Here is a 25,347-nt window from a genome sequence, read left to right on the forward strand (position 1 = left end):
CCAGCATTTGCCAGTCTTTGTGTCATTTGCGGCGTCAAGAAACTCAATTCTTTCGCTAGTATCAATTCCATGGCCTCCGGACTCGAGCTCACCACCCTCGGACATCGCATCCGTCATCACCGCACCCGCACCGGCATGACGCTGGACGAGCTGGGCGCTGCCGTCGGCGTCGCCGGATCCCAGCTCAGCCTCATCGAGAACGGGAAGCGCGAACCGAAGCTGTCGCTGCTGCAGGCGATCGCCGACGCGACGGGCACCGAGGTGAGCGACCTGATCTCGGGCGAGCCGCCGAACCGGCGTGCGGCGCTGGAGATCGAACTGGATCGCGCGCAGTCCAGCCCGGTGTTCCGTCAGCTGGGCATCTCCCCGGTGCGGGTGAGCAAGGGCATGCCGGACGAGACGATCGAGTCGATCCTCGGCCTGCACCGCGAACTGCACCGGCGCGAGCGCGAGGCGATCGCCACGCCGGAGGAGGCCCGCCGCGCGAACACGGAGCTGCGGCTGAAGATGCGCGCCCTGGACAACCACCTGCCGGAGATCGAGGCGCTCGCCGAGAAGCAGCTCCGGGCGGCGGGGCACTCCTCCGGAGCGCTCACGCACCGCACGGTCAGCATCATGGCCGAGCAGCTCGGCTTCGAGCTGCTCTACGTCGACGACCTGCCGCACTCGACGCGCTCGGTGACCGATCTCGAGCACGGGCGGATCTACCTGCCGCCGGCGTCGATCCCGGGCGGCCACGGCCTGCGCTCCATGGCGCTGCAGGCGATGGCGCACCGGCTGCTCGGGCACACTCCCCCGACGGACTACGCGGACTTCCTGCAGCAGCGGCTCGAGATCAACTACTACGCCGCCTGCTGCCTCATCCCGGAGACGGCCGGGGTCGCCTTCCTGCAGCAGGCGAAGAAGGACCGCAACCTCGCCGTGGAGGACTTCCGCGACGCGTTCGGGGTGACCCATGAGGCGGCGGGCATGCGCATGACCAACCTCATGACCACCCACCTCGACATGCGCCTGCACTTCCTGCGCGTCGACGAGTCGGGGGCGCTCACGCGCGTGTACGAGAACGACGACCTGCCGCTGCCGACCGACGTCACCGGATCCGTCGAGGGCCTCACCGTGTGCCGCAAGTTCTCGGCCAGGGCGGCCTTCAGCCAGCGCAACCGCACCACCGAGCACTACCAGTACACCGACACGCCCTCGGGGACCTTCTGGTGCTCGACCCAGACCGGATCCACCGACGGCGGCGGCTTCTCGATCACGGTCGGCGTGCCGTTCGACGACGCCCGCTGGTGGCGCGGACGGGAGACCGGCGACCGCGCGCAGTCGACCTGCCCCGACGAGGCGTGCTGCCGTCGCGCCCCGGCGGGCATCGCCGAGCGGTGGAGCAGCAAGGCCTGGCCGAGCGCCCGCGTGCACACGCACATGTTCTCGCCGCTCCCCCGCGGCGCCTTCCCGGGCGTGGACGACAACGAGGTGTACTCCTTCCTCGACCGGCACGCCGCCCAGTAGGCGCGACCCGCTCCGGCCGGTCCGGCGTGGAACTCTGCAGGATCCTGCGACGAATGCAGGAAGGATCCGCCGTTTCCGTCCTGTCTTCGTCGATTGATCCTGTATCCGGGCCGGGTGGCCGGGGACCCGGACCCGGGCCGCTGGGTGTCCGGCCAGCTGCTCAAGTCGGACGGCGCGTTCTCCGCCGAGCTCTGAAGCGGTCTGCGGTCCGACGGGCGCCGTCTCAGTGCGCCGAGACGAAGTCGGCGTAGCGGCGCAGGGCCGCGGTGACGGCCTCCGGGTCGGGAGCCGGCTCTCCGTCGAAGAGCTCGGGGATCGGCGCGTCGCGGTGCCGTCCGACGGCCGCGGAGTGGGTCCACGCGCCGGCGACGCGCCCCGCGGTGAGCAGGCTCGCCCGCACCATCCCGTTCTTCCCGGGGCCGATCAGCGCCATGCTCTGCGCCGAGGCCACCGCGGACCGGTCGGCGTAGGAGATGTAGTACTCGTCGAACATCGGGAGCGCGAGCGTCGCCGCATCATCGGCGCCGGATGCGCGGCGCGGGCGCACCGCCCCGAGGTACACGCCCTCCGCACGCTCGGTCACCCGTCCCTGTGCGCGTTCGGCCGCCTCGCGTGCCGTGGTCATCGGAAGTCCCGACCACCACGCGAAGTCCGCGACCGTCACCGGGCCGTGTCCGTCGACGTAACGGACGAACAGCTCGGCGAGCGGATCCTCCGGCGGCGCGGTCTCCGGGATCCACTCGTCGGCGAGGACGAACAGCTGCTCGCGGGACACCGCGTCGTCGCGATGCACGACGGGCCCCTGCACGAGGATCCCCCGCACGTTGAGCGCATAGATGAGGTGCACGCCGCGCTGCCCCGCGGGGTCGACGCCGATCTCGACCAGGTCGTCGAAGAGCTGGGCCCTGGTGCGCCCGCCGTCGGCGAGGCGCTCGCGGAACGCCGCCTCGACCCGGGCGACGAGCGCGTCGTCGATGCCGAGCTGGCGCTGCCGGGTCGCATCCTGGCGGAGTTGCCGCTCTCCCGTCACCGACAGCACCCAGCGCAGGTCTTCGGAGGGGATCACGTGCAGCGTGCCGCGCATGGTGTGGGTGCGCACGAGTTCGCCCCGGTCGAACGCGGCATCGACCGCGGTGAGCGTCGGTGCGCCCGAGGAGCGGATCCCGAGCGCCCAGCGGCCGGCGAGGAACTCCTGACCCTGCACGGCGAGCAGGTGCCGGGCGGCGGCGACCGGAGTGCGCGCGGGGGCGGTGAGCCGATGCGAGCGCAGCCGCTCGCTCAGGAGTGCCGTCATGGGCTCCATCATGCCGTGCGCCGCGGACGTGCGCGGATCCCGGCGATCCCGATGAGTTTCCTATGACCCGGCTCAGGGCGGTCGATTCTTGGCCTTCTCTGTCAAGCGGCCTCCGACGATGGTGCCATGGCAACGCTCACCCCCCTCGCACCGGTCGGCCCGCTCGTCGCGGCGCGGGCGCACCGACGGCGCCCCGTGCTCTGGCGTCTCGCCGCGGTGACGCTGATCTGGGCGACGAGCCTCTTCGTGCTCGCGCTCTGGGTGAGCGGCGCCGGCATACAGTCCCTGCTGGCGTTCGACGGCGACACCCTGACCACGCTCGGACGACTCACCGGGCTCGTCTCCGCCAACCTCCTGCTGTACCAGGTGCTGCTGATGGCCCGCGTGCCGGTCTTCGAGCGCGGGTTCGGACGGGACGGCATCACGCGGCTGCACCGCCTCGTCGGCTTCTGGTCGTTCTGGCTGCTGCTGGCGCACCTCGTGCTCATCACGATCGGCTACGCGATCATGGCGCGCACCAACGTCCTCGTGCAGGCGTGGGACTTCGTCTGGGACTACCCCGGCATGCTCCTCGCGACGGCGGGCACCCTCCTGCTGATCCTCGTCGTGGTCACGTCGATCCGCCGGGCGCGGCGCCGGCTGCGGTACGAGTCCTGGCACCTGCTGCACCTGTACGGCTACCTCGGGGTCGGCCTTGCGATCCCGCACATGCTGTGGACCGGGGCGGACTTCACCGCGTCGGCCGGCGCCACCTTCTACTGGTGGGCGCTGTGGGCGGCCACCGCCGCGTGCGTGCTGTGGTTCCGGGTCACGCTCCCGCTCGTGCGCAGCGCCCGGCACGGCCTCCGCGTGGTCGCGGTCGCCCCGGACGGCCGGGACGGCGTCTCGGTCCGCGTGGCCGGCCGCGACGTGCGCCGCCTCGGCGCCAGGGCGGGGCAGTTCTTCATCTGGCGGTTCCTCGACGGACCGGGCTGGACGCGAGGGCATCCGTTCTCCCTGGCCGCCGATCCGGCCGGCGGCGAGCTCGTGCTCTCCGCGCGCCGCGTCGGCGACGGGACCGACCGCCTCGCCGAGCTGCGCCCCGGCACGCGGGTCATGGTGGAGGGCCCCTACGGCCACATGACCGGCGAGCGCCGGAGCGGGTCGCGCCTGCTCATGCTCGGCGCCGGTGCGGGGGTCGCCCCTCTCGTCGCGCTCCTCGAATCCGAGCCGTACGCCCCGGGAGAGGCGATCCTCGTCACGCGCGACCACTCCGCCGCCCACGGACTGCGCCGCGCGGAGATCGACCGGCTCGCGATGTCCCGCGGGCTCGTGCACTACACGCTGCACGGGCGCCGCGCCGAAGAGGGCACGAGCTGGGTGCCCGCGACCCACGCCGGTTGGGACGGTGCGCAGCTGCTCCAGCGCATCGCCGGGGACCTGTCCCGGTACGACGTGTACCTCTGCGGGCCGATCCCGTGGATGCAGAGCATCCGCCGGGACCTGCGCACCGCCGGCGTCCCCGCCGAACGCATCCACAGCGAGGCCTTCGCCGTCTGAGCGACGGGCGACGGAACCGAAAGCGAGAGAACCATGAAGAAGATCGTCTACGCCGTCCTCGCCACGGTCACCGGGCTGGTGCTGCTGTTCAGCTACCGCACCTCCCTCGAAGCGGTCGCGCCGGCCGCGACCGGGGCCTCCGGAACGACGAAGAGCACGACCGGATCCGCCGGCGCCTCGAGCACGAGCGGATCCTCGTCGGCGTCAGCCTCGGGATCCGGGTCGGCGTCCGGATCCACGTCGGGGTCGACCTCGTCGGGAACCGGATCCTCCGGGACCGCGTCCGCCACGACGGCGAGCGGTCTCAAGGACGGCACCTTCACCGGTCAGGCGGCCGACACCCGCTACGGCGCCGTGCAGGTCGCGATCACCGTGTCGGGCGGGCAGATCACCGATGTGTCGGTGCCGCAGTACCCGAACACCGAGCGCCGCGACGAGGAGATCAACGCGCAGGCGCTCCCGATCCTCGTCTCGGAGACCAAGAGCGCCCAGTCCGCGCAGATCGACATGGTCTCCGGCGCCACCTTCACCTCGGACGGCTACACGCAGTCGCTGCAGAGCGCGATCGACCAGGCGAAGGCATGATCGGGTCCCCGCCTGCCGCCGGGGACCGCACCGGCGGCACCCCCGGTCCGCACCGCCACGTCGCCACGGCCGAGCTGATGGGAACGGTCGCGAGCGCGCACGTGCTCACCGCCTCCCGCTCCCCCGCGCCGGATGTCGCCGCGCGGATCGCCGCCGCCCAGGCCGCCGCGCTGGATGAGCTGCATGAGCTGGACGCGCTGTTCTCGCCGTTCCGCCCGGACTCGCAGATCTCCCTGCTGCGCGACGGGTCGCTGCGCCCCGAGGATGCGGATCCGCGGATCCTGCAGGTGTCGGAGGCCTGCGTCCGCCTCGCGGCGGCGAGCGGCGGGCGGTTCGATGCGAACCGGGACGGCTGGTTCGATCCGACCGGGTACGTCAAGGGCTGGGCCGTCGAGCAGGCGAGCGCCCGGCACCTCGCCCCGCTGCTCGCGGAGGACGACGTGGTCGCGGCCGGGCTCGCCGCGGGGGGCGACATGCAGCTGCTCACCGCGCCCGGGGCGGACTGGGCCTGGAACGTCGGCATCGCGGACCCGCTCCGCCCCGGCGCCGTGCTGGCACGGGTGCCGTTGCGCGAGGGCGCCGTGGCGACCTCGGGACCGTCGGAGCGCGGCGCCCACATCATCGACCCGCGCCCGTCGCGAGCCCCGGGGACCGCACGCGCCATCGCCGGCGCCCCCACGGCGACCGTGATCGCCGAGCACCTGAGCGACGCCGACGCCTGGGCGACGGTCGCGGTGGTCGCGGGCTTCGACGACCTCACCTGGCTGCGTGACGCCCCCGACTGCTCGGGCATGCTCGTCGCCGCCGACGGGCGCATCCGCCGCTGGGCGCACGGGGTCGAGGTCGCGATCGCCGAGGACGACCCGGCGCTCCTCATCCTCGGGCCGTGACCGCGGCCGGCAGGCGCAGCAGGAACGTGGTCCCCGCGTCCGACGTGTCCTCGATGCCGACGGATCCGCCGTAGCGCGTCGCCATGTCGCGGACCAGCGCGAGACCGAGGCCGAACCCGCGACGCCGTCCGGTCTCGGGGCCGCGGGCGAACCGCGTGAAGATCCGCTCCCGGTCCTCGGCGCGGATCCCGGGTCCGCGGTCGACGACCCGGAACTCCACGAAACCGCGGCCGGGGCCGTCGCCCGAAGCGACCGAGAGGGTCACCGACGAGCGCCGCGGGGCATGCTGCACGGCGTTGTCGAGGAGCGCCGTGCAGAGCCGGGTGACCGTCACCGCGGGCACCGCCACGGACAACCCCGGAGCGACCGCCGCCTGCAGCGCCACGTCCGCGTCCTCGGCGATCGGCCGGATCACCTCCACCGCGCCCTGCACCGCGGCCGCGGCGTCGGACGCCTCCGCCCGGACGGGCGCCTGGTCGGCCTGCGCGGCGAGAAGCAGCTCGGTGAGGATCTCGTCCATGACGGCGGTGTCGCTGCGGAGCCGGTCGAGGGCGTCGCCGATGTCCTCCCCGCGCACGACGCGACGCTGCAGGATCTGCACCCGGCTCGACAGTGCCGTGAGCGGGGTGCGCAGCTCGTGACTCGCATCGGCGACGAAATCGCGCTGCGCCTGCAGCGCCCCTTCGAGGGGCGCGACCGCACGCCGTGCCGTGAACCAGGCGATGAGTCCGAGCAGAGCGACCCCGACGACGCCGAGCACGACCACCCACGGCAGCACCCGGTCCACGTCGACGACGACGTGATCCGGGTTGTCGACGGCGAAGCCGCCGGGCCGGGGGCCCGCCGTGACGCGGTCGTCCCCCTGCGGCCGCGAGGTGGCGAGGATCATGGCGACGAGGATCCCGACGCCTGCGGCGATGACGACCGCCGAGGCGACGCCGGTCCAGAGGCCGATCTGACGCGCGGAGCGGCGCACCCGCTCGCGGTCGGCGGATCCGCTCATGACGCCGCCCCGCACCGTCGCGCCGGCCGCGTCATCGCGGATCCCCCGCGCGATAGCCGCGTCCGCGCACGGTGTCGATCATCTCGGGCGCGGTCTTGCGGCGGATGTAGTGCACGTAGGTGTCGACGGTGCCCACGCCGTCCGCCGACGAGAACACGCCGCGCAGGATCTCCTCGCGGCTGAACACGCGCTCGGGGCTCGCCGAGAGGAACTCGAGGAAGGCCGCCTCGGTCGCCGTCAGCGACACCCGGGCGCCGGTGGGCGAATGCAGCACCCAGGAGTCGGGGATGAAGGTCCAGTCGCCGATCTCCCGGCGGCGCCCCTCCGCCTGGAATCCCCGGCGCAGCGCGCGCAGCCGCGCCAGCAGCTCATCGAAGTCGAAGGGCTTGGTGAGATAGTCGTTCGCGCCGGCGTCGAGCCCCTCCACGCGATCCGGCACCGCGCCGAGGGCGGTGAGCATGAGCACCGGCGTCGTGATGTGCGCCGTGCGGATCGCCGCGACGAGGCTCGCCCCGTCCATCCCGGGCAGCCGACGATCCACGAGCATGACGTCGTAGCGCTCGTCGAGAGCACGGCGCAGGGCCGCAGCGCCGTCCGTCACGTGGTCGACCGCATAGGTCTCGCCGAGCACCTCGAGGGACATCTCGGCGATGTCGGCATCGTCCTCGACGTAGAGCAGCCGCGGGCGGGCATCGGTCATGCGGACCTCCTGTCCTCACCACGATCTCACCACCGGCTCTCCCAGACGAGTCCAAGACGGCGCCGCGGATCGCGGATCGGCCTCCGCGCGGCGGAGACCTCGCGGACGTCGGGCGAGCTCGGTCTGCGACTCGGCTCGCCCGACGTCCGGGGAGGAGGAGACGGAGCGGGGTTCAGCCCTGCAGCGTGACCTCGCGGCGCACGGGCAGCACGACGGGGTGCGATCCCGCCATGACCTCGAGCACGCGGATCACCTGGCTGGAGTAGCCGAACTCGTTGTCGTACCAGACGTAGAGGATGACGTCGGTGCCGTTCGCGATCGTGGCGAGGCCGTCGACGATGCCGGCGCGGTGCGAGCCGACGAAATCGGTGGAGACGACCTCGGGCGACTCGACGTAGTCGATCTGCTGACGGAGCTTCGAGTGCAGCGAGACGCGGCGCAGGTAGTCGTTGAGCTCGGCCTTCTCGGCGGGGCGCTCCAGCGTCAGATGCAGCACGGCGAGGGACACGTCGGGGGTGGGCACGCGGATCGCGGATCCGGTGAGCTTGCCGGCGAGCTCGGGCAGCGCGCGGGCGACGGCCTTCGCGGCGCCGGTCTCCGTGATCACCATGTTGAGCACCGCCGAGCGGCCGCGGCGGTCGCCGGAGTGGAAGTTGTCGATGAGGTTCTGGTCGTTGGTGAACGAGTGCACCGTCTCGACGTGACCGCGCACGATGCCGTACGCCTCGTCGACGGCCTTGAGCACCGGCGTGATGGCATTGGTCGTGCAGGACGCGGCCGACAGGATCCGGTCGCCGTCCTCGATCGTGTCGTGGTTGATGCCGTGCACGATGTTCTTCAGGTCGCCCTTGCCCGGTGCCGTGAGCAGCACGCGCGCGACGCCGGTCGATTCCAGGTGGCGGCTGAGGCCGGCCTCGTCGCGCCAGCGGCCGGTGTTGTCGACGACGATCGCGTCGTGGATGCCGTAGGCGGTGTAGTCGATCGTCGCCGGGTCGTTGGAGTAGATGACCTGGATCCGGGTGCCGTTCGCGATGAGCTGCGAGTTCTCCTCGTCGACGTCGACGGAGCCCTCGAAGCGCCCGTGCACGGAGTCGCGCAGCAGCAGCGAGGCGCGCTTGACGAGGTCGTTCTCGGCCCCCTTGCGCACCACGATCGCACGCAGGCGCAGCCCGCTGCCCCCGCCGGTGTGCGCGATGAGGATCCGCGCCAGCAGGCGGCCGATGCGGCCGAACCCGTAGAGCACGACGTCGGTCGGCTCGGCGGCCTCGGACGCCTCGCCGAGCGCCGGGGCGAGCTCGGCGCGCAGGCGCTCGAGAAGGGTCGCCTCGTCGCCCTGGACGTTCTCGACCAGACGGCCGACGTCGAGCGATGCGGCGGACGGGGCGAGCCGGCGCAGCGCCTCGAGCACCGCGAGCGTGTCCTCCAGCGCGAGCTCGTCGTGCCCGAGGGCGGCGACGCGCTCGTGCACCTCGAGGATCTCGGTCGTGGAGAGCCCGAGCAGGCGGTGCCCGTGCAGCGACGTCACCACGTCGCGATCTCGGTTCAGCCCGCCGATCAGCGGGATCATCCGCTCGGCGAGTTCTTCTCTGGCCTTCCAGTCGTCGCGGCGCGCGGCGAAGTCGTTCATCAGCGTCCTTGCAAGCAGATGCGCCAGGGATCGGTGGCGCGGAATCGGGTGGGGCGGATCCGCCCTCTCCCAGGGTAGGCGTCGGCACGCCCTCGAACCGGCCGATCCGGTGCGCAAGAACCGCTGTTCTTGACTCCAGGCTGAAGCACGGCCCCGTCCTGCCGAGCCGCTGGCAGGCAAATTGCGCCAGATCCGCCACGACGGAGAGGCAGGACACGCGCCCTCCCGAATCGTCGCGCTCCAGAGAATTTTTCGTCTACACTGGTGGAATAATGAAGAACGCACCGTTCGGCGACGCGGCCGATCTCCTCCTGCACGGCGGCCGGATCCGCACCCTCGACCCGCACGGATCGGTCGTCGACGCGCTCGCGATCCGCTCCGGGCGCGTGGTCGCTGTCGGCGCGGACGCCCGCGCGCTCCCCGCTGCGGCGACCGTCGACCTCGAGGGCCGCACCGCGATCCCCGGCGTGAACGACGCGCATCTGCACGCCGCCTGGCTCGGCGCCCGTTGGCCGCACCTGTTCTTCTCCGACATCCCGGCGCACGAGCAGCCGGCCGGCCGGCTCGTGCACACGGACGCCGATCGCCGCGACGCCCTGCGGAACGCGTGGCGCCTGCTCGCCGAGCTGGGCATCACGAGCTACACCGAACCCGGGATCGGGCCGGGCGAGGACGGGGGCGAGACGGGGTGCTTCGGCACCGCCATGATGGACGCCTACCTCGATCTCCATCGCGCCGGCGCCCAGACGGCCCGCGTCACGCTGCTGCGCCTGTTCGGGGAGCTGGACGGCACGGCCGACCTCGCGGACTTCGAGCGGGGGATCCTCGCGCCGAAGCCCGAGACGGATCCGCACTGGCTCGCCGTCACCGGGGTCAAGATCTTCGCCGACGGGATCCCCCCGATGACGACCGCCTGGGTGAGCGAGCCCTACCCGGACGGCAGCTCGGGCGAGCTGCTGCCGCAGGGCGCCGAGGGGGCGCTGCACGCCTACCGGCGCATGATCGGCCTCGCCGTCGAGCGGGGCGAGCAGGTCGCGGTGCATGCCACCGGCGACCGGTCGATCGAGGAGTTCCTGCGCGTGCTCGAGGCGCACCCGCACGTCGCCGCCGCGCCGCACTACGTCGTGCACGCCGACCTCGCCACCCCCGCGCAGATCGAGCGCATGCGCGCCGTCGGCGCCGGGTTCGCCGTACAGCCGCTCATCGCCGAGCACACGCGCGCGTGGGCCGGGACGCAGCTGGGGCCCGAGCGCACCGCCGCCGCCTGGCCGCTGCACGCCATGATCGACTCGGGCGCCCTCACCACGATCACGAGCGACGCCCCGATCGCGACGCCGGACTGGCGCATCGGGCTGGACGCCTCGCTCGCTCTCCTCGGCCGCGACGACGCGGCGACCCGGGACGCCCTGCTGCGCCGCATCACGCTGGATCCCGCCCGCCAGGACGGCGCGGCCGCGTGGAAGGGATCGCTCGAGGTGGGCAAGGTCGCCGACCTCACCGTGCTGGACGAGGATCCGGCCGAGCCCGGCCGTCCTGTCGCCGGCATCGGCGTCGCCCGCACGATCGTCGACGGCCGGACGGTGTTCGAGCGGGGCTGATCCGCTGATCGACCTCGGATCGTGGTGCGCCGAATGCACCGGATCCTGCCGAGCACACGGCTACTTCACGCGAACGCGCCGTGCACTCGGCAGATTTCCGTGCGCTCGGCGCTCTGAGGCGCTCCGCAGCGGCCCGGACCCGCCCGCGCGACGGGAAAGGGGCGAGCGACGTGTCCGCTCGTCGCCCGCCCCGGATCCGCTCCCGTCCGCAGGATCGGATCCCGATGCGTCGCCCGGCCCCGCAGGGCAGGGCGACGCCGCCTCACACCGCCGTGGCGATGAGCACCCGCGGGCTCGCCGGGAGGGCGATCTTCTCGCGCACGTCCCAGCCCGCGTCGGCCAGCCAGCCGCGCACCTGCGCCTCGGGGTAGACGATCGTGCCGTCGATGACGAGGTACTCCCCCGCGTGCAGCGCGTCGATGCCGCGCTGCTGCGCGTCGTCGTCGAGGAAGAAGTCGAGCACGGTCAGGGTGGCGCCCGGCACCGCCGCGGCCCGGAGGTTGCGGAAGATCTGCGCGTTCTCCTCGGCGGAGAAGCGGTGGATCACATGGTTCGCGAGCACGGCGTCATAGGCGCCCTGGGGCTGCGCGGTCGCCGTGTCGCCGATCTCGACCGTGACGCGGTCGGCCGCGCCGGCCGCCTCGACGGCCTCGGCGATGCCGTCCTCGAACCCGGGGGCGTAGAGGAACGTCGTGCGCAGGCCCGGGTTGCGCCGCATCGCCTCGAGCGCGAAGCCCGCCGACAGGCCGCCGAAGTCCAGCGCGTTCGTCGCGGCGGAGAGGTCGACGAGGCGGCCGAACTCCTGCGCGTGCAGAGCGTTGTACGTCATGACGCCGGCCATGAAGGTGCCCCAGCGCGCCTCGTCCATCTGCAGGTCGCCGGGCTCGGTCGTGTCGACGGTGTGCGCGAACTGCAGCCAGTGCGGGTAGCTGATCTCGCCGAGGAAGGTGAGGAACGGCGCGAGGTCGAGGGCCGAGGCGTCACCGGCCAGGTACGCGGCGGAGTCCGGCTCGAGGGCGTAGCGGCCGTCGGCGCGGGTCAGCAGCCCCTTGCCCGCCATCGCGTCGGCGAGGATGCGCGCGATGCGCTCGCTCACGCCGGTGCGCTCGGCGATGGCGGCGACCGTGTCGGCGCCGTCCGCGATCGCCGCGAAGAGGCCGATCCGGCTCGCCTCGAAGAGCTGCTTCGAGGCCATGTAGCCGGTCGCGATGTCCAGGATCCGCGCGGCGTCGGGTGTGGTCGTCATGGTGTGCCTTTCTTGTTTCTACAATTGTAGGAAATAGTGGACAGGGGTGTCCAGGGCCCGGTCGACGAGCCTGGAGCCGGGATCAGTCCTCGGCGAGGAACCCGGCGGCGGCGGCGCGGAACTCCGGGGCGTGCAGGGCCCCGAGGTGGTCGCCCGGGACGCGGACGACCCGGGAGTCCTGCAGCGCCGCCGCGAGCGCGTCGATGCCCTGCGCCATGGGATCCTCGACCCCGCCGAGCAGCAGCACGGGCTGGGCCGGCGCGCCGACGGCGGGATCGAACGGCTCGGCGGCGAGGCCCTCGATGAGGTCGAGCAGCGCCTCCGGACGGTTGCCGGGGAGGGTCGTCATGCCCAGGATCATGCCCGTGATCGGATCCGCCGGCGCCGGTCCCCCCGCGGCTGCGAGGCGGGCCGCGGGCAGGTCGACCATCGTGAACGGCTCCATCGGGCTGAGCCCGCCGAGCGCCACGCGCCGCACCGCGAGCGCGGGGTGCGCGGCGAGCGCCCAGGCCAGCCGCGCCCCCAGGGAGTAGCCGAGGAGGTCGACCTCCTCCCCCGGGGCGACGGCCGCGACGGCCTGCGCGAGCAGGTCGACGACGCCGGTCGTCGGGAGCACGCCGACCGCGGGGCTCTCGCCGTGGGCGGGGAGGTCCACCCGGACGAGGGGCCGACCCGCGAACGCCTCCTCCCAGACCGGCGCGGGCCAGTCCTGCGTCGCCCGCGACGCGAGGCCGTGCAGCAGCACGACCGGGCGGCCGAAGCCCGCGCTCCGGGTGACGGACAGGGTGTTCTCGGGTGCACCGCTCATCGGGCGCCCTCCTCTCGATCGGGGGTGGAGGCCGCCGGCGACGCGGTCAGCGCAGTCGCGCGAGGAACCGGTCGATGTAGGCCTGATAGTCGGGGATGCGATCGCCCTGGGGATACATGAGGTTGATCACCGTCGCGCCCACGGCGACCGAGATGAACTCGTTCGCCATGGCGACGTAGTCCTGGTCCCGGATCGCACCGGCGTCCCGGGCGGCCTCCATGCGCTCCACGAGCATGGCCCTCCAGCGGGCCAGGTGCACCTGGTAGAGCTCGGCGAGGGACTCGTTCGCCATCGCGTACTCCCACAGCGCCAGCAGCACGCGCCCGCTGGCGATCTCCTCGGGCTCGCTGGGGAGCGTCCCGACCAGCATCTGGCGCAGCATCTCCTCCGGACCGACCTCCGCCGAGATCGACGCCTGCAGCCACAGGTCGTGCTCCTGCAGCACGGCCTCGAACGTCGCCGCGACGATGCTCTCCTTGCCCGGGAAGTAGTGCTTCAGCGCCCCGTTCGCGAAGCCCGCTTCGGCGGCGATGCTGCGCATGGTCGCCGCCTCGAACCCGCCCTTGAGGATGATCCCCTTGGCGACCTCGACGATCTCCCGACGACGCTGATCGTGATCGATGATCTTCGGCATGGGTTCCTTCCGACGGGGCGTCCGGCGACGGCGCGCACCGGGGCGCGCAGCTGCGGGATCGCTGCCTGCTACCGTACCGGGGCATCCGCTGCCTCACGCAGCGCCAGCCACTCGGCCCGGCGGATCCGCTGCTTGACGGGGTCGGCGACGGGCGAGGCCAGGCGCAGGCGCTCGGCGTAGGGATGCCGCGGTGCACGGGTGATCTGCTCCCCCGCCCCGGTCTCGACGATCTCCCCGTGGTACATCACGGCGACCCGGTGGCACACCCGGCGCACCACGCCGAGGTCGTGCGAGACGAACAGGTAGGAGACGCCCGTGTCGCGCTGCAGCTCGATGAAGAGGTCGAGGATCGTCGCCTGGGTGGTGAGGTCGAGGGCGCTGACCGGCTCGTCGCACACGATCAGGCGCGGCCGGCGCACGAGCGCGCGGGCGATCGCGACGCGCTGGCGCTGCCCGCCGGAGAACTCGCTCGGATAGCGGTCCATCGCGGTCTCGGGCAGGCGCACCCGGTCGAGCATCTCGCGCACCCGCGCCTGCGCCTCGGATCCGCCCAGGCCGCTCGTCAGCAGCGGCTCGGACAGGATGTCGCCGATGGTCATCGCCGGGTTCAGGGATCCGTACGGATCCTGGAACACGACCTGCACGTCGGCCGCGAGCGCGCGGCGCTCCGCGCGGCCGAGGGAGGTGATGTCCCTGCCGTCGAAGCGGATGCTGCCGCCGGTCACGGGCGCGAGGCCGAGGATCGCCTTGCCGAGCGTGGACTTGCCGGATCCGGATTCGCCGACGAGGCCCATGCACTCCCCCGGCGCGACGTCGATCGAGACGCCGTGCAGGGCACGGAACGCCGACCGGCCGTGGCCGTACTCGACGACCAGGTCCTGCACCTCCAGCAGCGCGGTCATGCGCGCACCTCCGTCGTGTTGGTCGTGCCGGCGGTGACGCGGCCGGCGGTGCCGAGTCCCGCGCGCCCCTCGGCGTCGAGCTCCGCCCGCCCTGCCGCGTCGTCGAGGGACGCCGCGATGAGCTCCCGCGTGTACGGCTGCTGCGGATGCGCGAACAGCGGATCCACGTCGCCCTGCTCCACGATCTCGCCGCCGCGCATCACGATCACGCGGTCGCAGATGTCGGCGACGACGCCGAAGTTGTGCGTGACGATGAGCAGCGCCATGCCGTACTCCTGCTGCAGCTCCCGCAGCAGCTCGAGCACCTCGGCCTGCACGGTGACGTCGAGGGCCGTGGTGGGCTCGTCGGCGATGAGGATCGACGGGCGGCCCGAGATCGCGCCGGCGATGAGCACGCGCTGCGCCATGCCGCCCGAGACCTGGTGCGGATAGCTGCGCAGGACACGGTCCGGATCCGCCAGTCCCACCCGCAGCAGCACCTCGCGCGCCCTGGCCTTCGCGTCGGCGGCGCTCATGCCGTGCACGCGGCGCAGCGGCTCGATGAGCTGGTGCCCGATCGTGTACGACGGGTCGAGGTTGCTCATCGGCTCCTGCGGCACGTAGCCGAGCTCGCGGCCGAGGAGCGCCTGGCGCTGCTTCGGCGTCGCCGTCGTGACGTCCTGACCGGCGATGCGGATGGCGTCGGCGGTGCTCGCACCGCTCGCGGGCAGCAGGTCGAGCACGGAGAAGACCGTCTGCGACTTGCCGGATCCGGATTCGCCGACGATCCCGACGACCTCGCCGGGGGCCACGTCGAGGGTCACGCCGTGCACGACCTCGACGACGCCGTTCGGGGTCGCGTGGCTCACCCGCAGGTTCTCCACGCGCAGCGCGGACGCCTCGGCCGCGTGCCGCACGGTTCCGGTCGCCGGCGCGGCCTCGACGGCCGCGTCGGCGCCCTTCGCGCCGCGCCGGCGCAGCCGCGGCGTGCGCACCTGCGCCAGCTCGGCGAGGGTGGATCCCATGATCGCGAGCACCGCGATCGTCAGTCCGAGCGCGACCGAGGGCCACAGCAGCATGAGCGGATAGGTGAGCATGAGGCGGAAGCCCTCGAGCATCATCGCACCCCAGCTGGGCACATTGGAGTCTCCGATGCCGAGGAACTGGAGCCCCGCCTGCATGCCCATCGCCATGCCCGCGGTGAGCGCGGTCTGGATGATGACGGGCGGGTAGACCGCCGTGACGACGTGCCGGGAGATGATCCGCGCATCGGAGAGGCCGGACACCCGGGCCGCATCGATGTAGGGCTCCTCGCGCACGGACATCGTCTGCGACCGCGCGATGCGGAAGTAGCCCGGCACCATGAACACGCCGACCGTGACCATGAGCAGCTCGAAGTTGTTGCGGCTGCCCGCGGCGACCACGAGCAGGATGATCATGCCCGGGATCGACTGCAGCGCGTCGCTGACCCACATCGCGATCCGGTCGAACGGGCCGCGGAAGTAGCCCGCGGCGACGCCCGTGGGGACGCCGATCACGACCGCGGTCACGATCGTGATGAGCGCGCCCCAGATCGTGACGCGCGTCCCGTAGATGAGCCGGCTGAGGATGTCGCGCCCGGTCGAGTCGGCGCCGAGCAGGTGCGCGGCGGACGGCGGCGCCTTGGCGGCCGCGAGGTCGACGAAGTTCGGATCCATCGGCGCGAGCAGCGGGGCTGCGACGCCCACGAGCACGATGAGGACGAAGATGCCGAGCGGGATGTATCCGCCGGGGTGACGGAGGAACCGGCGGAATAGGCCGGAGCGGCGGCGCTGCCTGGCGCGGTCGAACGCGACGCGGATGTCGGTGGTGGTCATGCGACGCGCACCTTCGGGTTGATCCAGCCGAGCACGAGGTCGAGCAGGAGGTTGATGATCACGACGAAGACGATCGACACCACCGTGATGCCGAGGAGCATCGGGATGTCGCCGTTCTGGGAGGACTGGTTGGTCAGCATGCCGATGCCGGGGAGGCTGAAGATCTGCTCCACCACGATCGCGCCGCTGAGCAGGCCGACGAACATGAGGGCGATGACGGTGAGCGCCGCGGGAGACGCGTTGCGCAGGATGTGCAGGTTGACCCGGGCCGGGGAGAGCCCGCGGCTGCGGAGCGTGCGCACCCAGTCCTGACGGCTCTGCGCGATCACGGCGTTGCGCAGCTGCTCCGAGACGGCGACCACGCCGCCCAGCGCGAGCGAGATCGCGGGCAGGGTGAGCGAGCGGATCCAGCCGTCGAAGGACTGCGAGGGCTGCACGTAGCCGACCGCGGGGAACCACTTCAGCTGCACCGCGAACCACATCACGAGCACGAGGCTCACCCAGAAGCCGGGCAGGGCGAACAGGACCACGGACACGCCCTTGAGGATCCGGTCGAACCAGGTCCCCGGGCGCAGGCCCGTGATCATGCCGAAGGCGATCCCGAGGACCGCCGTGATGAGCGTCGCGAAGGTGACCACCGAGAGGGTCACCGGGACCTTGATGGCGAGCTGCGCTCCCACGGGCTGGAAGTTGCGCCAGGAGGATCCGAAGTCGCCGGTGAGCAGGTGCGAGAACCAGTCCCAGAACTGCACGAGCAGCGGACGGTCGATGCCGATCTTCGTCGCCAGCGCGGCCTGCTGCGCGGGGCTCGCGGTGGTGCCGAGGAGCGCGGCGGTCGGATCCTTGATCGCCAGGTGCGCGAGGAAGAACGTCGCGACGGAGACGACCACGAGCAGCACGATGCCGGACAGCAGCCGCTTCGCGGTGAACAGGAGCATGAGGACCTCTCGGGGGTGAGGAGGAGACGGGGGCCGGACCCGGCGACGGGCCCGGCCCCCGGGGCGTCAGCCCTTGGTGATGTAGCGCAGCGTCGGGAACATCATGCCGATGACGGGCTGCACCTTGATGCCGGACACCGAGTAGTAGGTGTTGTCCGCCTGGTACCAGACCGACCACCAGGCCTGGTCGACCAGGGCCTTGTTCAGGTCCTTGATCGCCTTCGTCTGGTCGCTCCCCTTGGTGTCCTGGACCTTCTGCACGAGCGGTGCGAGGACCGCGTTGCTCGCGTAGTCGGGTGCCGGGTTGAACCACTGCTTGGACGTGACCTGCCGGGCGACCGTCGCCACCTCGTTGCCGTCCATCGCGAGGAAGGAGATGAACATCGGGTAGTTCGGCGCGTTCAGCTGGTAGTCGGGCATCTGCATGTTGTCCCAGGTGACCTTGACGCCGATCGCGGTCAGCGCCTGGTCCGCGGCGGGCTTCCACTGCTCGAACACGGGCGACATCGGCATGGAGATGTCGAAACCGTTCGGGTAGCCGGCCTCGGTGAGGAGCTGCTTCGCCTTGTCCACGTTGTACGCGTACTGCTTGTTGAGCGACGGGTCGTTGACCGAGCCGCCGTCGGGGAAGACCTGATTCGTCGCGACGCCGGCGCCGCTGCCGACGGCCTTGAGGATCGCCGCGCCGTCGAAGGCGTAGTTCAGCGCCTGGCGGACCTTGAGCTCACCGAGCGCCTTGTTCTTCGCGCCGGTGTGATCGGTGATGACGAGCCCTGCCCAGCCGGAGACCCGGGAGACCGTGTTCCAGCCCTGCTGCTGGGCCGCGTCCTTGTTCGTGATGTCGCCGTACTGCACGTTGATCTGACCGCTGAGCATGGCGTTCTGGCGCGCGGTGGCGTCCATGATCGGGAAGATCGCGAGGTTCTTGAACGCGTAAGCCTTCGCGTCCCAGTAGCCCGGGACCTTCGTGAAGTGGTACTCGGATCCGGCGACGCTCGTCGCGCTGTCCAGCGTGTAGGGGCCGGAGCCGACCGGCTGCTTGCCGAGCGTGCCCGCGGCGATCGCCTTGGGCGACATCACGTAGCTGCGGCCGAGTCCCATGAAGTACAGGATGGTGTCGTCGCGCTGCGTGAGGTTGATCTTGACCGTGTGGTCGTCCACCGCCTCGAAGGACGACACGTTCGTGTAGGCCTCGCCGGAGCGCGCGCCCGCCTTGAGGTAGTCGAGACTCTTGACGACGGCGTCGGCGTCGACCGGGGTGCCGTCGCTGAACTTCCCGCCCTGGTGCAGGGTGAGGGTGATGCTGAGGTCGTCGGAGGCGACCTCCCACTTCTCCGCGAGGGCGGGAACCGGCTTGCCGTCCTTGTCGAGGGCGATCAGGGCGTCGTAGACCGCGGACAGGTACGGCCCGTCGAAGCCGATGTCGGCCAGGGCCGGATCCCAGGACGTGACGTCCAGGAAGTTGCCGATGTTGAGGTCGTCGGGGGCGTTCGCCGCGGCGGCTGCGTCGCTCGCCTGCGTCGTGGCGCCTCCGCCGCCGGAGCAGCTGGTGAGGGCGAGGACCGCGGCCACGGCCGCGGCGATCGCGAGGGGCACTCGTTTCATGGTTCCTTCTCTCGGTGCGGGTTGAGGTGAAGAAGGGTTCGAAGCACCTTCGGCCGCGCTCCGGGGAGCCTTGCCGACGTCACTCCGATGTGTCGTTGCGTTTAGTCTACATGTGTGGAAAAAGAACGCAAGCAGTTCTTCCCCCGGGACGGACCGGATCCATGACCCTGCGCGAATCGCCCTTGTCCGAGCGCGCAGAGCTGTCGCCCGAGGCTCGGACGAGGGCGGCGCACGCTCAGTCCGCGACCCGCGCGACCTGGCGGTCGATCTCGCGCAGTTCCGTGACGTCGTGGGCCGATCTCGCACCCGGCAGGTAGCGGACGACCAGCGCCGGTCCGTCGAACCGATAACTGCGATGCCTCTCGTAGAGCTCCCAGTCGACGGGTCCGCCGTAGTCGTATCCCACGCTGATCCCCGTGAACGGCGCCATTCCCAGCAGCATCGGCACGGAGGGGATCCGCACGCCCGCGGCGCCGTCGACCTCGAGCTCGACGCTCCAGCGCAGGTCGTCCTGCTCCGCCATCCTCAGCACCAGGCGATGCGCACCGGGGGCGAGCGCCGCGCCCCGGGCGCGATGCATGCGCCCGTACGCGTTGTAGGACACGAGAGGGGCGCCCCCGTCGATCGCGACGAGGTAGCCGCCGCCCTGATCGCCGTGCGCCACGAGCACGCCGGCGGAGTCCGCCGTGGTGACGACGTCGATCCGCACCTCGAAGGACCTCAGCACGGTGAGGGCCGCCGAACGGTAGCGCTCCAGCGGAGGCCGGTAGGGCACGAGGGCGACGGGATCGCCCAGCGGACGCTCGGTCGCGGGCCGGATCCGGTGCAGGGATCCGTCGTCGTCGAGCGGGAAGACCCCGTTCGCCCAGGCCTCCTCGCGCCAGCGCCCGGCGAGCCGCGTGGTGCGCTCCTCCTGCTCCGCCGCGACGTCGCGCGTCTCGGTCGGATCCTCCGCGAGACGGTAGAGCTCCCAGACGCCGCCCGCCGCCCCCTGCTCCCGGGTCGGCGGCGTCGTGGAGACCGCCTTCCAGCCGTCCTCGATCAGCGCGCGACTGCCGAAGCACTCGAAGTACTGGTCCTGCCGTCCCGGCGCCTGCGGGTCGCCCAGCACGTCGACGACGCTGCGGCCGTCGCTCGGCACGGCCTCCTTCCCGTGCCGCCGGTCCAGCCGCGGCGTCCCGGTCAGCTCGAGGATCGTCGGGGCGAGGTCCGAGACGAAGACGAACTGGTCGCGCAGCCCCGCCGGCATCTCCTCGGGCGCGGCAGGCCAGGAGACGATGAGCGGAGCGTGCACCCCTCCCTCGTAGAGCGAGCCCTTGAACGAGCGGAACGGCGTGTTCGACACGCGCGCCCAGCCGGCGGGGTAATGCGCGAACAGGCGCGGGCCGCCGATCAGGTCGACCTCGCGCGGCTCGTCGGGCACCCAGCCCTCCGGATCCGGTCCCATCCTGCCGAACTGGGCGAAGTAGCTGCGGGTTCCGCGCGGACCACCCTCGGCCGTGCCGCCGTTGTCGCTCGCGACCACGATGATGGTGTTGTCGCGCTCCCCCCGCTCCTCGAGGTGGGCGATCAGCCGGCCCACGCTCTGATCGACCTCGTCCACGGCCGCGGCGTAGACCTCCATGTAGCGTGCGAACAGCTCCCGCTCCGCGTCGTCGAGGTCGTCCCAGGACGGGATGCGTCCCTCGTCCGCGAGCGCGCCCTGCGGCAGCGTCGCGTCGCCTCCGACGATGCCGCGCTCGCGCTGGCGGGCGAACCGCTCCTCGCGCAGCGCGTTCCACCCGGCCTCGTAGCGGCCGCGGTACTTCGCGATGTCGGCCTCCTTCGCCTGGATCGGCCCGTGCACGGCCGTGTGCGCGAAGTAGAGGAAGAACGGCTTGGCCGCGTCGTTCGCGCGCAGGTCGTCGATCATGCCGATGGCGCGGTCGGTGAGGTCGTCAGTGAGGAAGTACCCGTCCGGGAACTCGGCGACGTCGACGACCGAGTTGTCCTGGACGAGGCGGTGCGGGTGATGCAGCGAGGTGAAGCCGTCCATCGACCCGAAGTAGCGGTCGAAGCCGCGCTGCAGCGGCCACGACGACCGGTCCGCGCCGTCGTGCAGCCGCGACTCGACCGTCAGGTGCCACTTGCCGACCATGAAGGTCGCATAGCCCCCGGCGCGCAGCGACTCCGCGAGCGTCGGCGCATCCTCGGGCAGCGTGCACGAGAACCCCGGATAGCCCGGATCCGTGTGGGCGACGAGGCCGAACCCCGCCCGGTGCGGGTTCAGCCCGGTCAGCAGGGCCGCGCGGGCGGGCGAGCACAGCGGCGCCGTGCGATAGTTCGTGAAGGTCCACCCCTCCTCGGCCAGCCGATCGATGTGCGGGGTGTCGATCTCCCCGCCGAACGGTCCCAGGTCGCTGAAGCCGAGATCGTCGACGAGGACCACGATCACGTTCGGGGCCCCCGGCGCCGCGCTCGGCTGCGGCGGCCACCACGGCTCCGACTCCGAGGTGAACTCCCCCACCCGGCCGTCGAAGCCGCGGTAGGCGGCGGACGGCGTCGTCTCGTCCTGAAGATCCATGCTGCGTGCTCCTCGTCCCTCTGTCCCGTTCTCGTCCCGACGCCGCGCGGCCTCCGCCACGTCGCTCACCAGGCCCCGTCGTCGCGGACGACGACGTCGGCCTGCAGACCGGCCAGCGCCTCGCGCACCTCGCCTCCGCGCTCGGCGACGAGCGCGAGGGCCGCATGGTTCTGCTCGAGCTGCGCGATCCGGGAGGCGCCGAACAGCACGTTCGCCGCCGCCGGATGGGTGAGGCAGAACGCGATGCCGAGGGCCGCGGGGGTGACCCCGAAGCCGTCGGCGATGCGGGCGACCTCAGGGTACAGCGCGAGGATGCGCTCGCGGATGCCGCCCACGTCGGCGCCGATCTTGCGCTGCGGCACGAGGCCGGTGGCGAGGATCCCGCCCTCGAACACATCCGAGGCCTGCAGCGCGAGCGTCCCGTCCGCGAAGAGCGGGCCGTAGGCAGCCCCCTCCGCCATGGCGCGCCGGGCGATGCCGTACTTGAGCTGGGCGAACGAGGGCCCGACGAGACCCGTGTCGGCCGCCACGGCCAGGGCGGCCCGCGTGTGCCCGATCCGCCAGTTGTTGATGCCCCACCCGCCCACGAGACCCTCGGCGATGAGCGCGTTGACGTCGGCCACGATCCGCGCGACGTCGGGCTCGTCCAGGTAGTCGCCGACCACGAGCGTGTCGAAGCGGTCGAGCCCCGCGCGCTCCAGGCTCTCGACGAGCTGAGCGCGGAACGACTGGTTCGGCCAGTCCCACAGCCAGAGCTTGCCGCACAGCACGATCGTGCTCCGATCGATCCCGCTCTCGCGCAGGGCCTGGCCGAAGAGGATGTCGGTGCGGGAGTTCTCGGCGTGCGGACCCATGTTGTAGTACGCGACGTCGAAGAACCCTGCCTCGAGCTCGACGGCACGGCGGATCATCGCCACGGCGTCGTCGGGATCCATCCGGTCCCAGGTGTTCCAGGATCCCAGCGCGAGCGGGGGGACGACGAGCCCGCCGAGGGCGGGGTGAGGAAGTGTCGACGCTGACATGAGTGCTCCTTGCTGTGAGGGCGTTTCGTCTCGGGCGGCTGCGCCGTCCTCGCTCAACGACCGGGGAGGACCCCGGGTTGCGTTTTTCTATGCTTGTAGAATATAACGGAGATGCCCCGTCAGAGAGGACGTGAGATGACCATCTCCCCCCGCCGCATTCTCGTCACCGGAGGAGCCTCCGGGCTCGGCCGCGGCATCGCCGCCGCCTTCCGCGAGGCCGGAGACGAGGTGATCATCGGCGACGTGAACGCCGAGGCCGCAGCCGCCGTGGCCGCAGAGCTCGGCGCCACGGCGATCGCGCTCGACATCTCCGACCCCGCCTCCGTCGCCGCGGCCGGCGCCGCGCTCGGCGGCATCGACGTGCTCGTCAACAACGCCGGCGTCGTGCTCGGCGGCGGCACCCAGCAGCAGGTCCCGCTCGAGGTCTTCGACGCCGCCGTGGCCGTGAACATCCGCGGCACGTTCCTCATGCTCCGCGAGTTCGCCCCGCGCCTGCCCGACGGCGGCGCGATCGTGAACACCTCGTCGATCGGCGGACGCCAGCCCACGCCGGGCATGGGCCACTACGAGATGACCAAGGCCGCCGTCGACGCGATGACCCGCACCGCCGCGATCGAGCTCGCGGGCCGCCGGATCCGCGTGAACGCCGTCGCGCCCGGACCGATCCTCACCCCGCTCACCGCCGGCTTCGCGACCGACCCCGAGGCGCGCGCCGCCTGGGAGGCGCGGATCCCGCTCGGCACGATCGCGGAGGTCGAGCAGGTCGCCCCGCTCGTCGTCTTCCTCGCCGGCCCCGCCGCAAGCCACATCACCGGCGTCTCCGTCCCCGTCGACGGCGGCCAGCTGCTCGTCTGACCGCCCCGCCCCTGGCGAACGCCCTGATCCCGGAAGGATCCGCATGACCATCCCCACCACGACCCGCGCAGCCGTGCTCACCGAGCACGGGCAGCCGCTCGCCCTGCAGGATCTGCCCCTCCCCGCCGAGGTCGCGCCCGGCGCCGCCCTCGTGCGGATCGCGGTGTCGACCCTGTGCGGCACCGACATCGAGATCTGGGAAGGCAGGATGACCTTCCCCGGCATGCTGCCGATGGTCCTCGGCCACGAGATGGTCGGCGAGATCGTCGCCCTCGGCGAGGGCACCGTGGACGCGCTCGGCCGGCCGCTGCACGTCGGCGACCGGATCGGCTGGTCGGAGTCGACCTGCGGCGAGTGCTACGGATGCGTCGTGCTGCGCGAGCCCGTGCACTGCTCCCGCCGCGGCTACGGCTTCCTGCAGCGCTCGGACGTGCCGCCGTTCGCGACCGCCGGACTCAGCGAGTACGCCTACGTCACCCCGGGGGCGGCGAAGCTGCTGCTGCCCGATGCGGTGAAGGACACCTGGGCCTCGATGGCCGGCTGCGCGGCGAAGACCGTGCTGCGCGCCTTCGAGCGCGGCGGGCGGATCCGCCCCGGATCCACGGTGGTCGTGCAGGGCTCCGGAGCCCTCGGCATCTTCGCCACCGCGGTGGCGAAGATCGCCGGCGCCGGACGCGTGATCACGGTCGGCGCCCCGGCCGCACGGCTGGAGCTCGCGGCCCGGTTCGGCGCGGACGCCGTCGTCGACTTCCGCGACGGCCCCGTCGTCGCCCAGGTGATGGAGCTCACGGACGGCCACGGCGCGGACCACGTGTTCGACTTCGCCGGAGCACCGAGCGTGGGACCGGACGCCGTCGGCATGGCCGCCGCGCGCGGCACCGTCGTGATCGTCGGGTCCACCGGTCCCGTGGGGGACGCCTTCCCCGTGAGCGCCCTCATGGGCAAGGAGCTGACCATGGTCGGCTCGCTCAACGGCGACATCGCCGACTACGCCCGCTCGATCGACTTCTTCCAGGCCTTCGCCGACCGGTACCCGTGGGACGCGCTGTTCAGCGCCCCCGTGGGGCTCGCCCAGGCCTCCGAGAAGATCGCGAACATGCACCACCTCGATGAGGTCAAGGCCGTCATCGACCCCCGGCTGTGAAGGAGACCGCGATCATGAACGCAGAGACCACGACACCGCATCGACCCGAGATGGCGCGGCGCGAGATCGGCACGAGCGGCATCCGCGCGTCGCTGTTCTCGCTCGGCTCCTGGCACACCTACGACCGCATGGACTTCGGCGACGCCACCGCCATGCTCCGCGAGGCCGTGGACCGCGGCGTGAACCTCTTCGACGTCGGCGTGTACACGGGGCCCGGCATGCCGCCCGCCTTCACCGACGTCATCTTCAGCGCGATGGTGCGGGCGGCGGGCCTGCGTCGCGACGAATGGCTGCTCTCGTCGAAGCTGTGGCTGGAGGCGTTCGGCGCGGACGGCTTCCGCCCCCAGCTCGAGAACGCCCTGTTCCGCGTCGGGGCCGAGCATGCGGATCTGGTGATCCTCGGCGACCTTCGCCGGGACGACCTGGACCTGGGCGACCTCGTGCTCGATCTCGCCCGGCTCACCGACGGGGGCCTGATCCGCGCCTGGGGCGTGAACAACTGGTCCGCCGGATCCATCCAGCGGCTCATCGACATCGCGACCGCCGAGGGCGTCCCCGGCCCGCAGATCGCCCAGCTGAAGTACAGCGTCTCGCGCCGCTCCATCCCCGACGGGGCGCCGTTCGCCCGCCTCTGGGAGCAGGGACTGACCCTGCAGGCCTCGGACTGCCTGGAGGGCGGCGTGCTCGCCGGCAAGGTGAACGGCGACCGGCAGATCGGGCGGGATCCGGGCGACATCCGGCAGCGGATCATCGACGACGTGCCCGCGTTCTCGGCGCTCGCGGAGTCGCTCGACGCGACCCCGGCGCAGCTGGGCATCGCGTTCACCCTCACGCACCCCGCCCTCGTCACGACCCTCTTCGGCGCGTCGAGCATCGCGCAGCTGCGCGCGAACCTCGATGCTGCCGCCCTCGTCGATCGCGTCGGCGCCGCCGAGCTGCGCCGCCTCGTCGAGCCGTTCTGGGCCGATCGCGACATCGTCGACCCCGAAGGCCCCTGACGTCGCCCCCGCTCTGCCAGAACCTTCCGCACAACCTGAAAGGCATCCCCGC

Annotated in this window: 21 protein-coding genes; 8 read left to right on the top strand and 13 right to left on the bottom strand. The window is 72.0% G+C overall.

Features of this window, described 5'->3' with window-relative positions; genetic code table 11:
• The first annotated feature begins 69 nt into the window (after positions 1-69).
• On the top strand, positions 70-1,509 hold the full coding sequence (locus tag WFJ01_RS15545) for a helix-turn-helix domain-containing protein (protein WP_251438508.1): 1,440 nt from the start codon (positions 70-72) through the stop codon (positions 1,507-1,509).
• Positions 1,510-1,732: 223 nt separating this feature from the next.
• On the opposite strand, the gene WFJ01_RS15550 is transcribed toward WFJ01_RS15545, so the two are convergent.
• Entirely contained in the window at positions 1,733-2,803 is a 1,071-nt protein-coding gene (locus tag WFJ01_RS15550) for a winged helix DNA-binding domain-containing protein (RefSeq protein WP_336629566.1), read from the bottom strand.
• Positions 2,804-2,929: 126 nt separating this feature from the next.
• On the opposite strand from WFJ01_RS15550, the gene WFJ01_RS15555 reads away from it, so the two are divergent.
• From WFJ01_RS15555 to WFJ01_RS15565, 3 genes are read left to right on the top strand one after another with little or no spacing between them, the layout of a single operon-like run.
• Positions 2,930-4,342 carry a ferredoxin reductase family protein gene (locus tag WFJ01_RS15555; protein WP_336629567.1) on the top strand — a complete coding sequence of 471 codons (1,413 nt, stop codon included), beginning with the start codon at positions 2,930-2,932 and terminating at the stop codon, positions 4,340-4,342.
• A gap of 33 nt (positions 4,343-4,375) precedes the next feature.
• Entirely contained in the window at positions 4,376-4,927 is a 552-nt protein-coding gene (locus WFJ01_RS15560; RefSeq protein ID WP_251438511.1) for an FMN-binding protein, read from the top strand.
• On the top strand, positions 4,924-5,817 hold the full coding sequence (locus WFJ01_RS15565) for an FAD:protein FMN transferase (protein WP_336629568.1): 894 nt from the start codon (positions 4,924-4,926) through the stop codon (positions 5,815-5,817). Before WFJ01_RS15560 ends, WFJ01_RS15565 begins: the two co-directional genes overlap by 4 nt.
• Here WFJ01_RS15565 and WFJ01_RS15570 read toward each other — a convergent pair.
• The 3 genes from WFJ01_RS15570 to WFJ01_RS15580 all read right to left on the bottom strand — a co-directional run bounded on the left by WFJ01_RS15570 (position 5,801) and on the right by WFJ01_RS15580 (position 9,147).
• Positions 5,801-6,820, bottom strand: coding sequence for a sensor histidine kinase (locus tag WFJ01_RS15570; protein ID WP_336629569.1), 1,020 nt, complete (start codon positions 6,818-6,820; stop codon positions 5,801-5,803). The genes WFJ01_RS15565 and WFJ01_RS15570 overlap by 17 nt on opposite strands.
• Positions 6,821-6,851: 31 nt before the next feature.
• Positions 6,852-7,520 carry a response regulator transcription factor gene (locus WFJ01_RS15575; protein WP_251438514.1) on the bottom strand — a complete coding sequence of 223 codons (669 nt, stop codon included), beginning with the start codon at positions 7,518-7,520 and terminating at the stop codon, positions 6,852-6,854.
• A 172-nt stretch (positions 7,521-7,692) separates the two neighbouring features.
• On the bottom strand, positions 7,693-9,147 hold the full coding sequence (locus tag WFJ01_RS15580) for a glyceraldehyde-3-phosphate dehydrogenase (RefSeq protein ID WP_251438515.1): 1,455 nt from the start codon (positions 9,145-9,147) through the stop codon (positions 7,693-7,695).
• A 272-nt stretch (positions 9,148-9,419) separates the two neighbouring features.
• Between WFJ01_RS15580 and WFJ01_RS15585 the strand changes: the two genes are divergently transcribed.
• Positions 9,420-10,745: an amidohydrolase gene (locus tag WFJ01_RS15585; protein ID WP_336629570.1), complete on the top strand. Its 1,326-nt coding sequence runs from the start codon at positions 9,420-9,422 to the stop codon at positions 10,743-10,745.
• A 262-nt stretch (positions 10,746-11,007) separates the two neighbouring features.
• Here the strand turns inward: WFJ01_RS15585 and WFJ01_RS15590 are convergent, their stop codons facing one another.
• The 9 genes from WFJ01_RS15590 to WFJ01_RS15630 all read right to left on the bottom strand — a co-directional run bounded on the left by WFJ01_RS15590 (position 11,008) and on the right by WFJ01_RS15630 (position 22,298).
• Complete coding sequence (locus tag WFJ01_RS15590; RefSeq protein WP_336629571.1) at positions 11,008-11,991, bottom strand: methyltransferase family protein; 984 nt, start codon at positions 11,989-11,991, stop codon at positions 11,008-11,010.
• Between the two features lie 82 nt (positions 11,992-12,073).
• A complete protein-coding gene (locus WFJ01_RS15595) occupies positions 12,074-12,799 on the bottom strand; it encodes an alpha/beta fold hydrolase (RefSeq protein ID WP_336629572.1) in 726 nt (241 codons plus the stop codon).
• Positions 12,800-12,845: 46 nt separating this feature from the next.
• Positions 12,846-13,433 (bottom strand): TetR/AcrR family transcriptional regulator, encoded by a 588-nt coding sequence (locus WFJ01_RS15600; RefSeq protein WP_251438519.1) that lies wholly within the window; start codon positions 13,431-13,433, stop codon positions 12,846-12,848.
• A gap of 68 nt (positions 13,434-13,501) precedes the next feature.
• On the bottom strand, positions 13,502-14,335 hold the full coding sequence (locus WFJ01_RS15605; protein ID WP_292881707.1) for an ATP-binding cassette domain-containing protein: 834 nt from the start codon (positions 14,333-14,335) through the stop codon (positions 13,502-13,504).
• Positions 14,332-16,170, bottom strand: coding sequence for a dipeptide/oligopeptide/nickel ABC transporter permease/ATP-binding protein (locus WFJ01_RS15610; RefSeq protein WP_292881710.1), 1,839 nt, complete (start codon positions 16,168-16,170; stop codon positions 14,332-14,334). Before WFJ01_RS15610 ends, WFJ01_RS15605 begins: the two co-directional genes overlap by 4 nt.
• A complete protein-coding gene (locus WFJ01_RS15615; protein WP_292881713.1) occupies positions 16,167-17,108 on the bottom strand; it encodes an ABC transporter permease in 942 nt (313 codons plus the stop codon). The genes WFJ01_RS15610 and WFJ01_RS15615 overlap by 4 nt, the downstream gene beginning before the upstream one ends.
• A gap of 66 nt (positions 17,109-17,174) precedes the next feature.
• A complete protein-coding gene (locus WFJ01_RS15620; RefSeq protein WP_292881715.1) occupies positions 17,175-18,713 on the bottom strand; it encodes an ABC transporter substrate-binding protein in 1,539 nt (512 codons plus the stop codon).
• A 235-nt stretch (positions 18,714-18,948) separates the two neighbouring features.
• The gene (locus tag WFJ01_RS15625; protein WP_336629573.1) at positions 18,949-21,276 is read right to left on the bottom strand and encodes an arylsulfatase; all 2,328 of its coding nucleotides are present in this window, start codon (positions 21,274-21,276) and stop codon (positions 18,949-18,951) included.
• Between the two features lie 65 nt (positions 21,277-21,341).
• A complete protein-coding gene (locus WFJ01_RS15630; protein WP_295033088.1) occupies positions 21,342-22,298 on the bottom strand; it encodes an aldo/keto reductase in 957 nt (318 codons plus the stop codon).
• 135 nt (positions 22,299-22,433) lie between these two features.
• Here WFJ01_RS15630 and WFJ01_RS15635 point away from each other — a divergent pair, with 135 nt between their 5' ends.
• From WFJ01_RS15635 to WFJ01_RS15645, 3 genes are read left to right on the top strand one after another with little or no spacing between them, the layout of a single operon-like run.
• Entirely contained in the window at positions 22,434-23,153 is a 720-nt protein-coding gene (locus WFJ01_RS15635; protein ID WP_292881719.1) for an SDR family NAD(P)-dependent oxidoreductase, read from the top strand.
• A 43-nt stretch (positions 23,154-23,196) separates the two neighbouring features.
• The gene (locus WFJ01_RS15640; protein ID WP_336629574.1) at positions 23,197-24,297 is read left to right on the top strand and encodes a zinc-binding dehydrogenase; all 1,101 of its coding nucleotides are present in this window, start codon (positions 23,197-23,199) and stop codon (positions 24,295-24,297) included.
• 14 nt (positions 24,298-24,311) lie between these two features.
• Positions 24,312-25,295 (top strand): aldo/keto reductase, encoded by a 984-nt coding sequence (locus WFJ01_RS15645; protein ID WP_336629575.1) that lies wholly within the window; start codon positions 24,312-24,314, stop codon positions 25,293-25,295.
• Positions 25,296-25,347 lie beyond the last annotated feature (52 nt).

Source organism: Microbacterium sp. MMO-35 (assembly GCF_037147555.1).
In the GTDB taxonomy this organism is placed as follows: domain Bacteria; phylum Actinomycetota; class Actinomycetes; order Actinomycetales; family Microbacteriaceae; genus Microbacterium.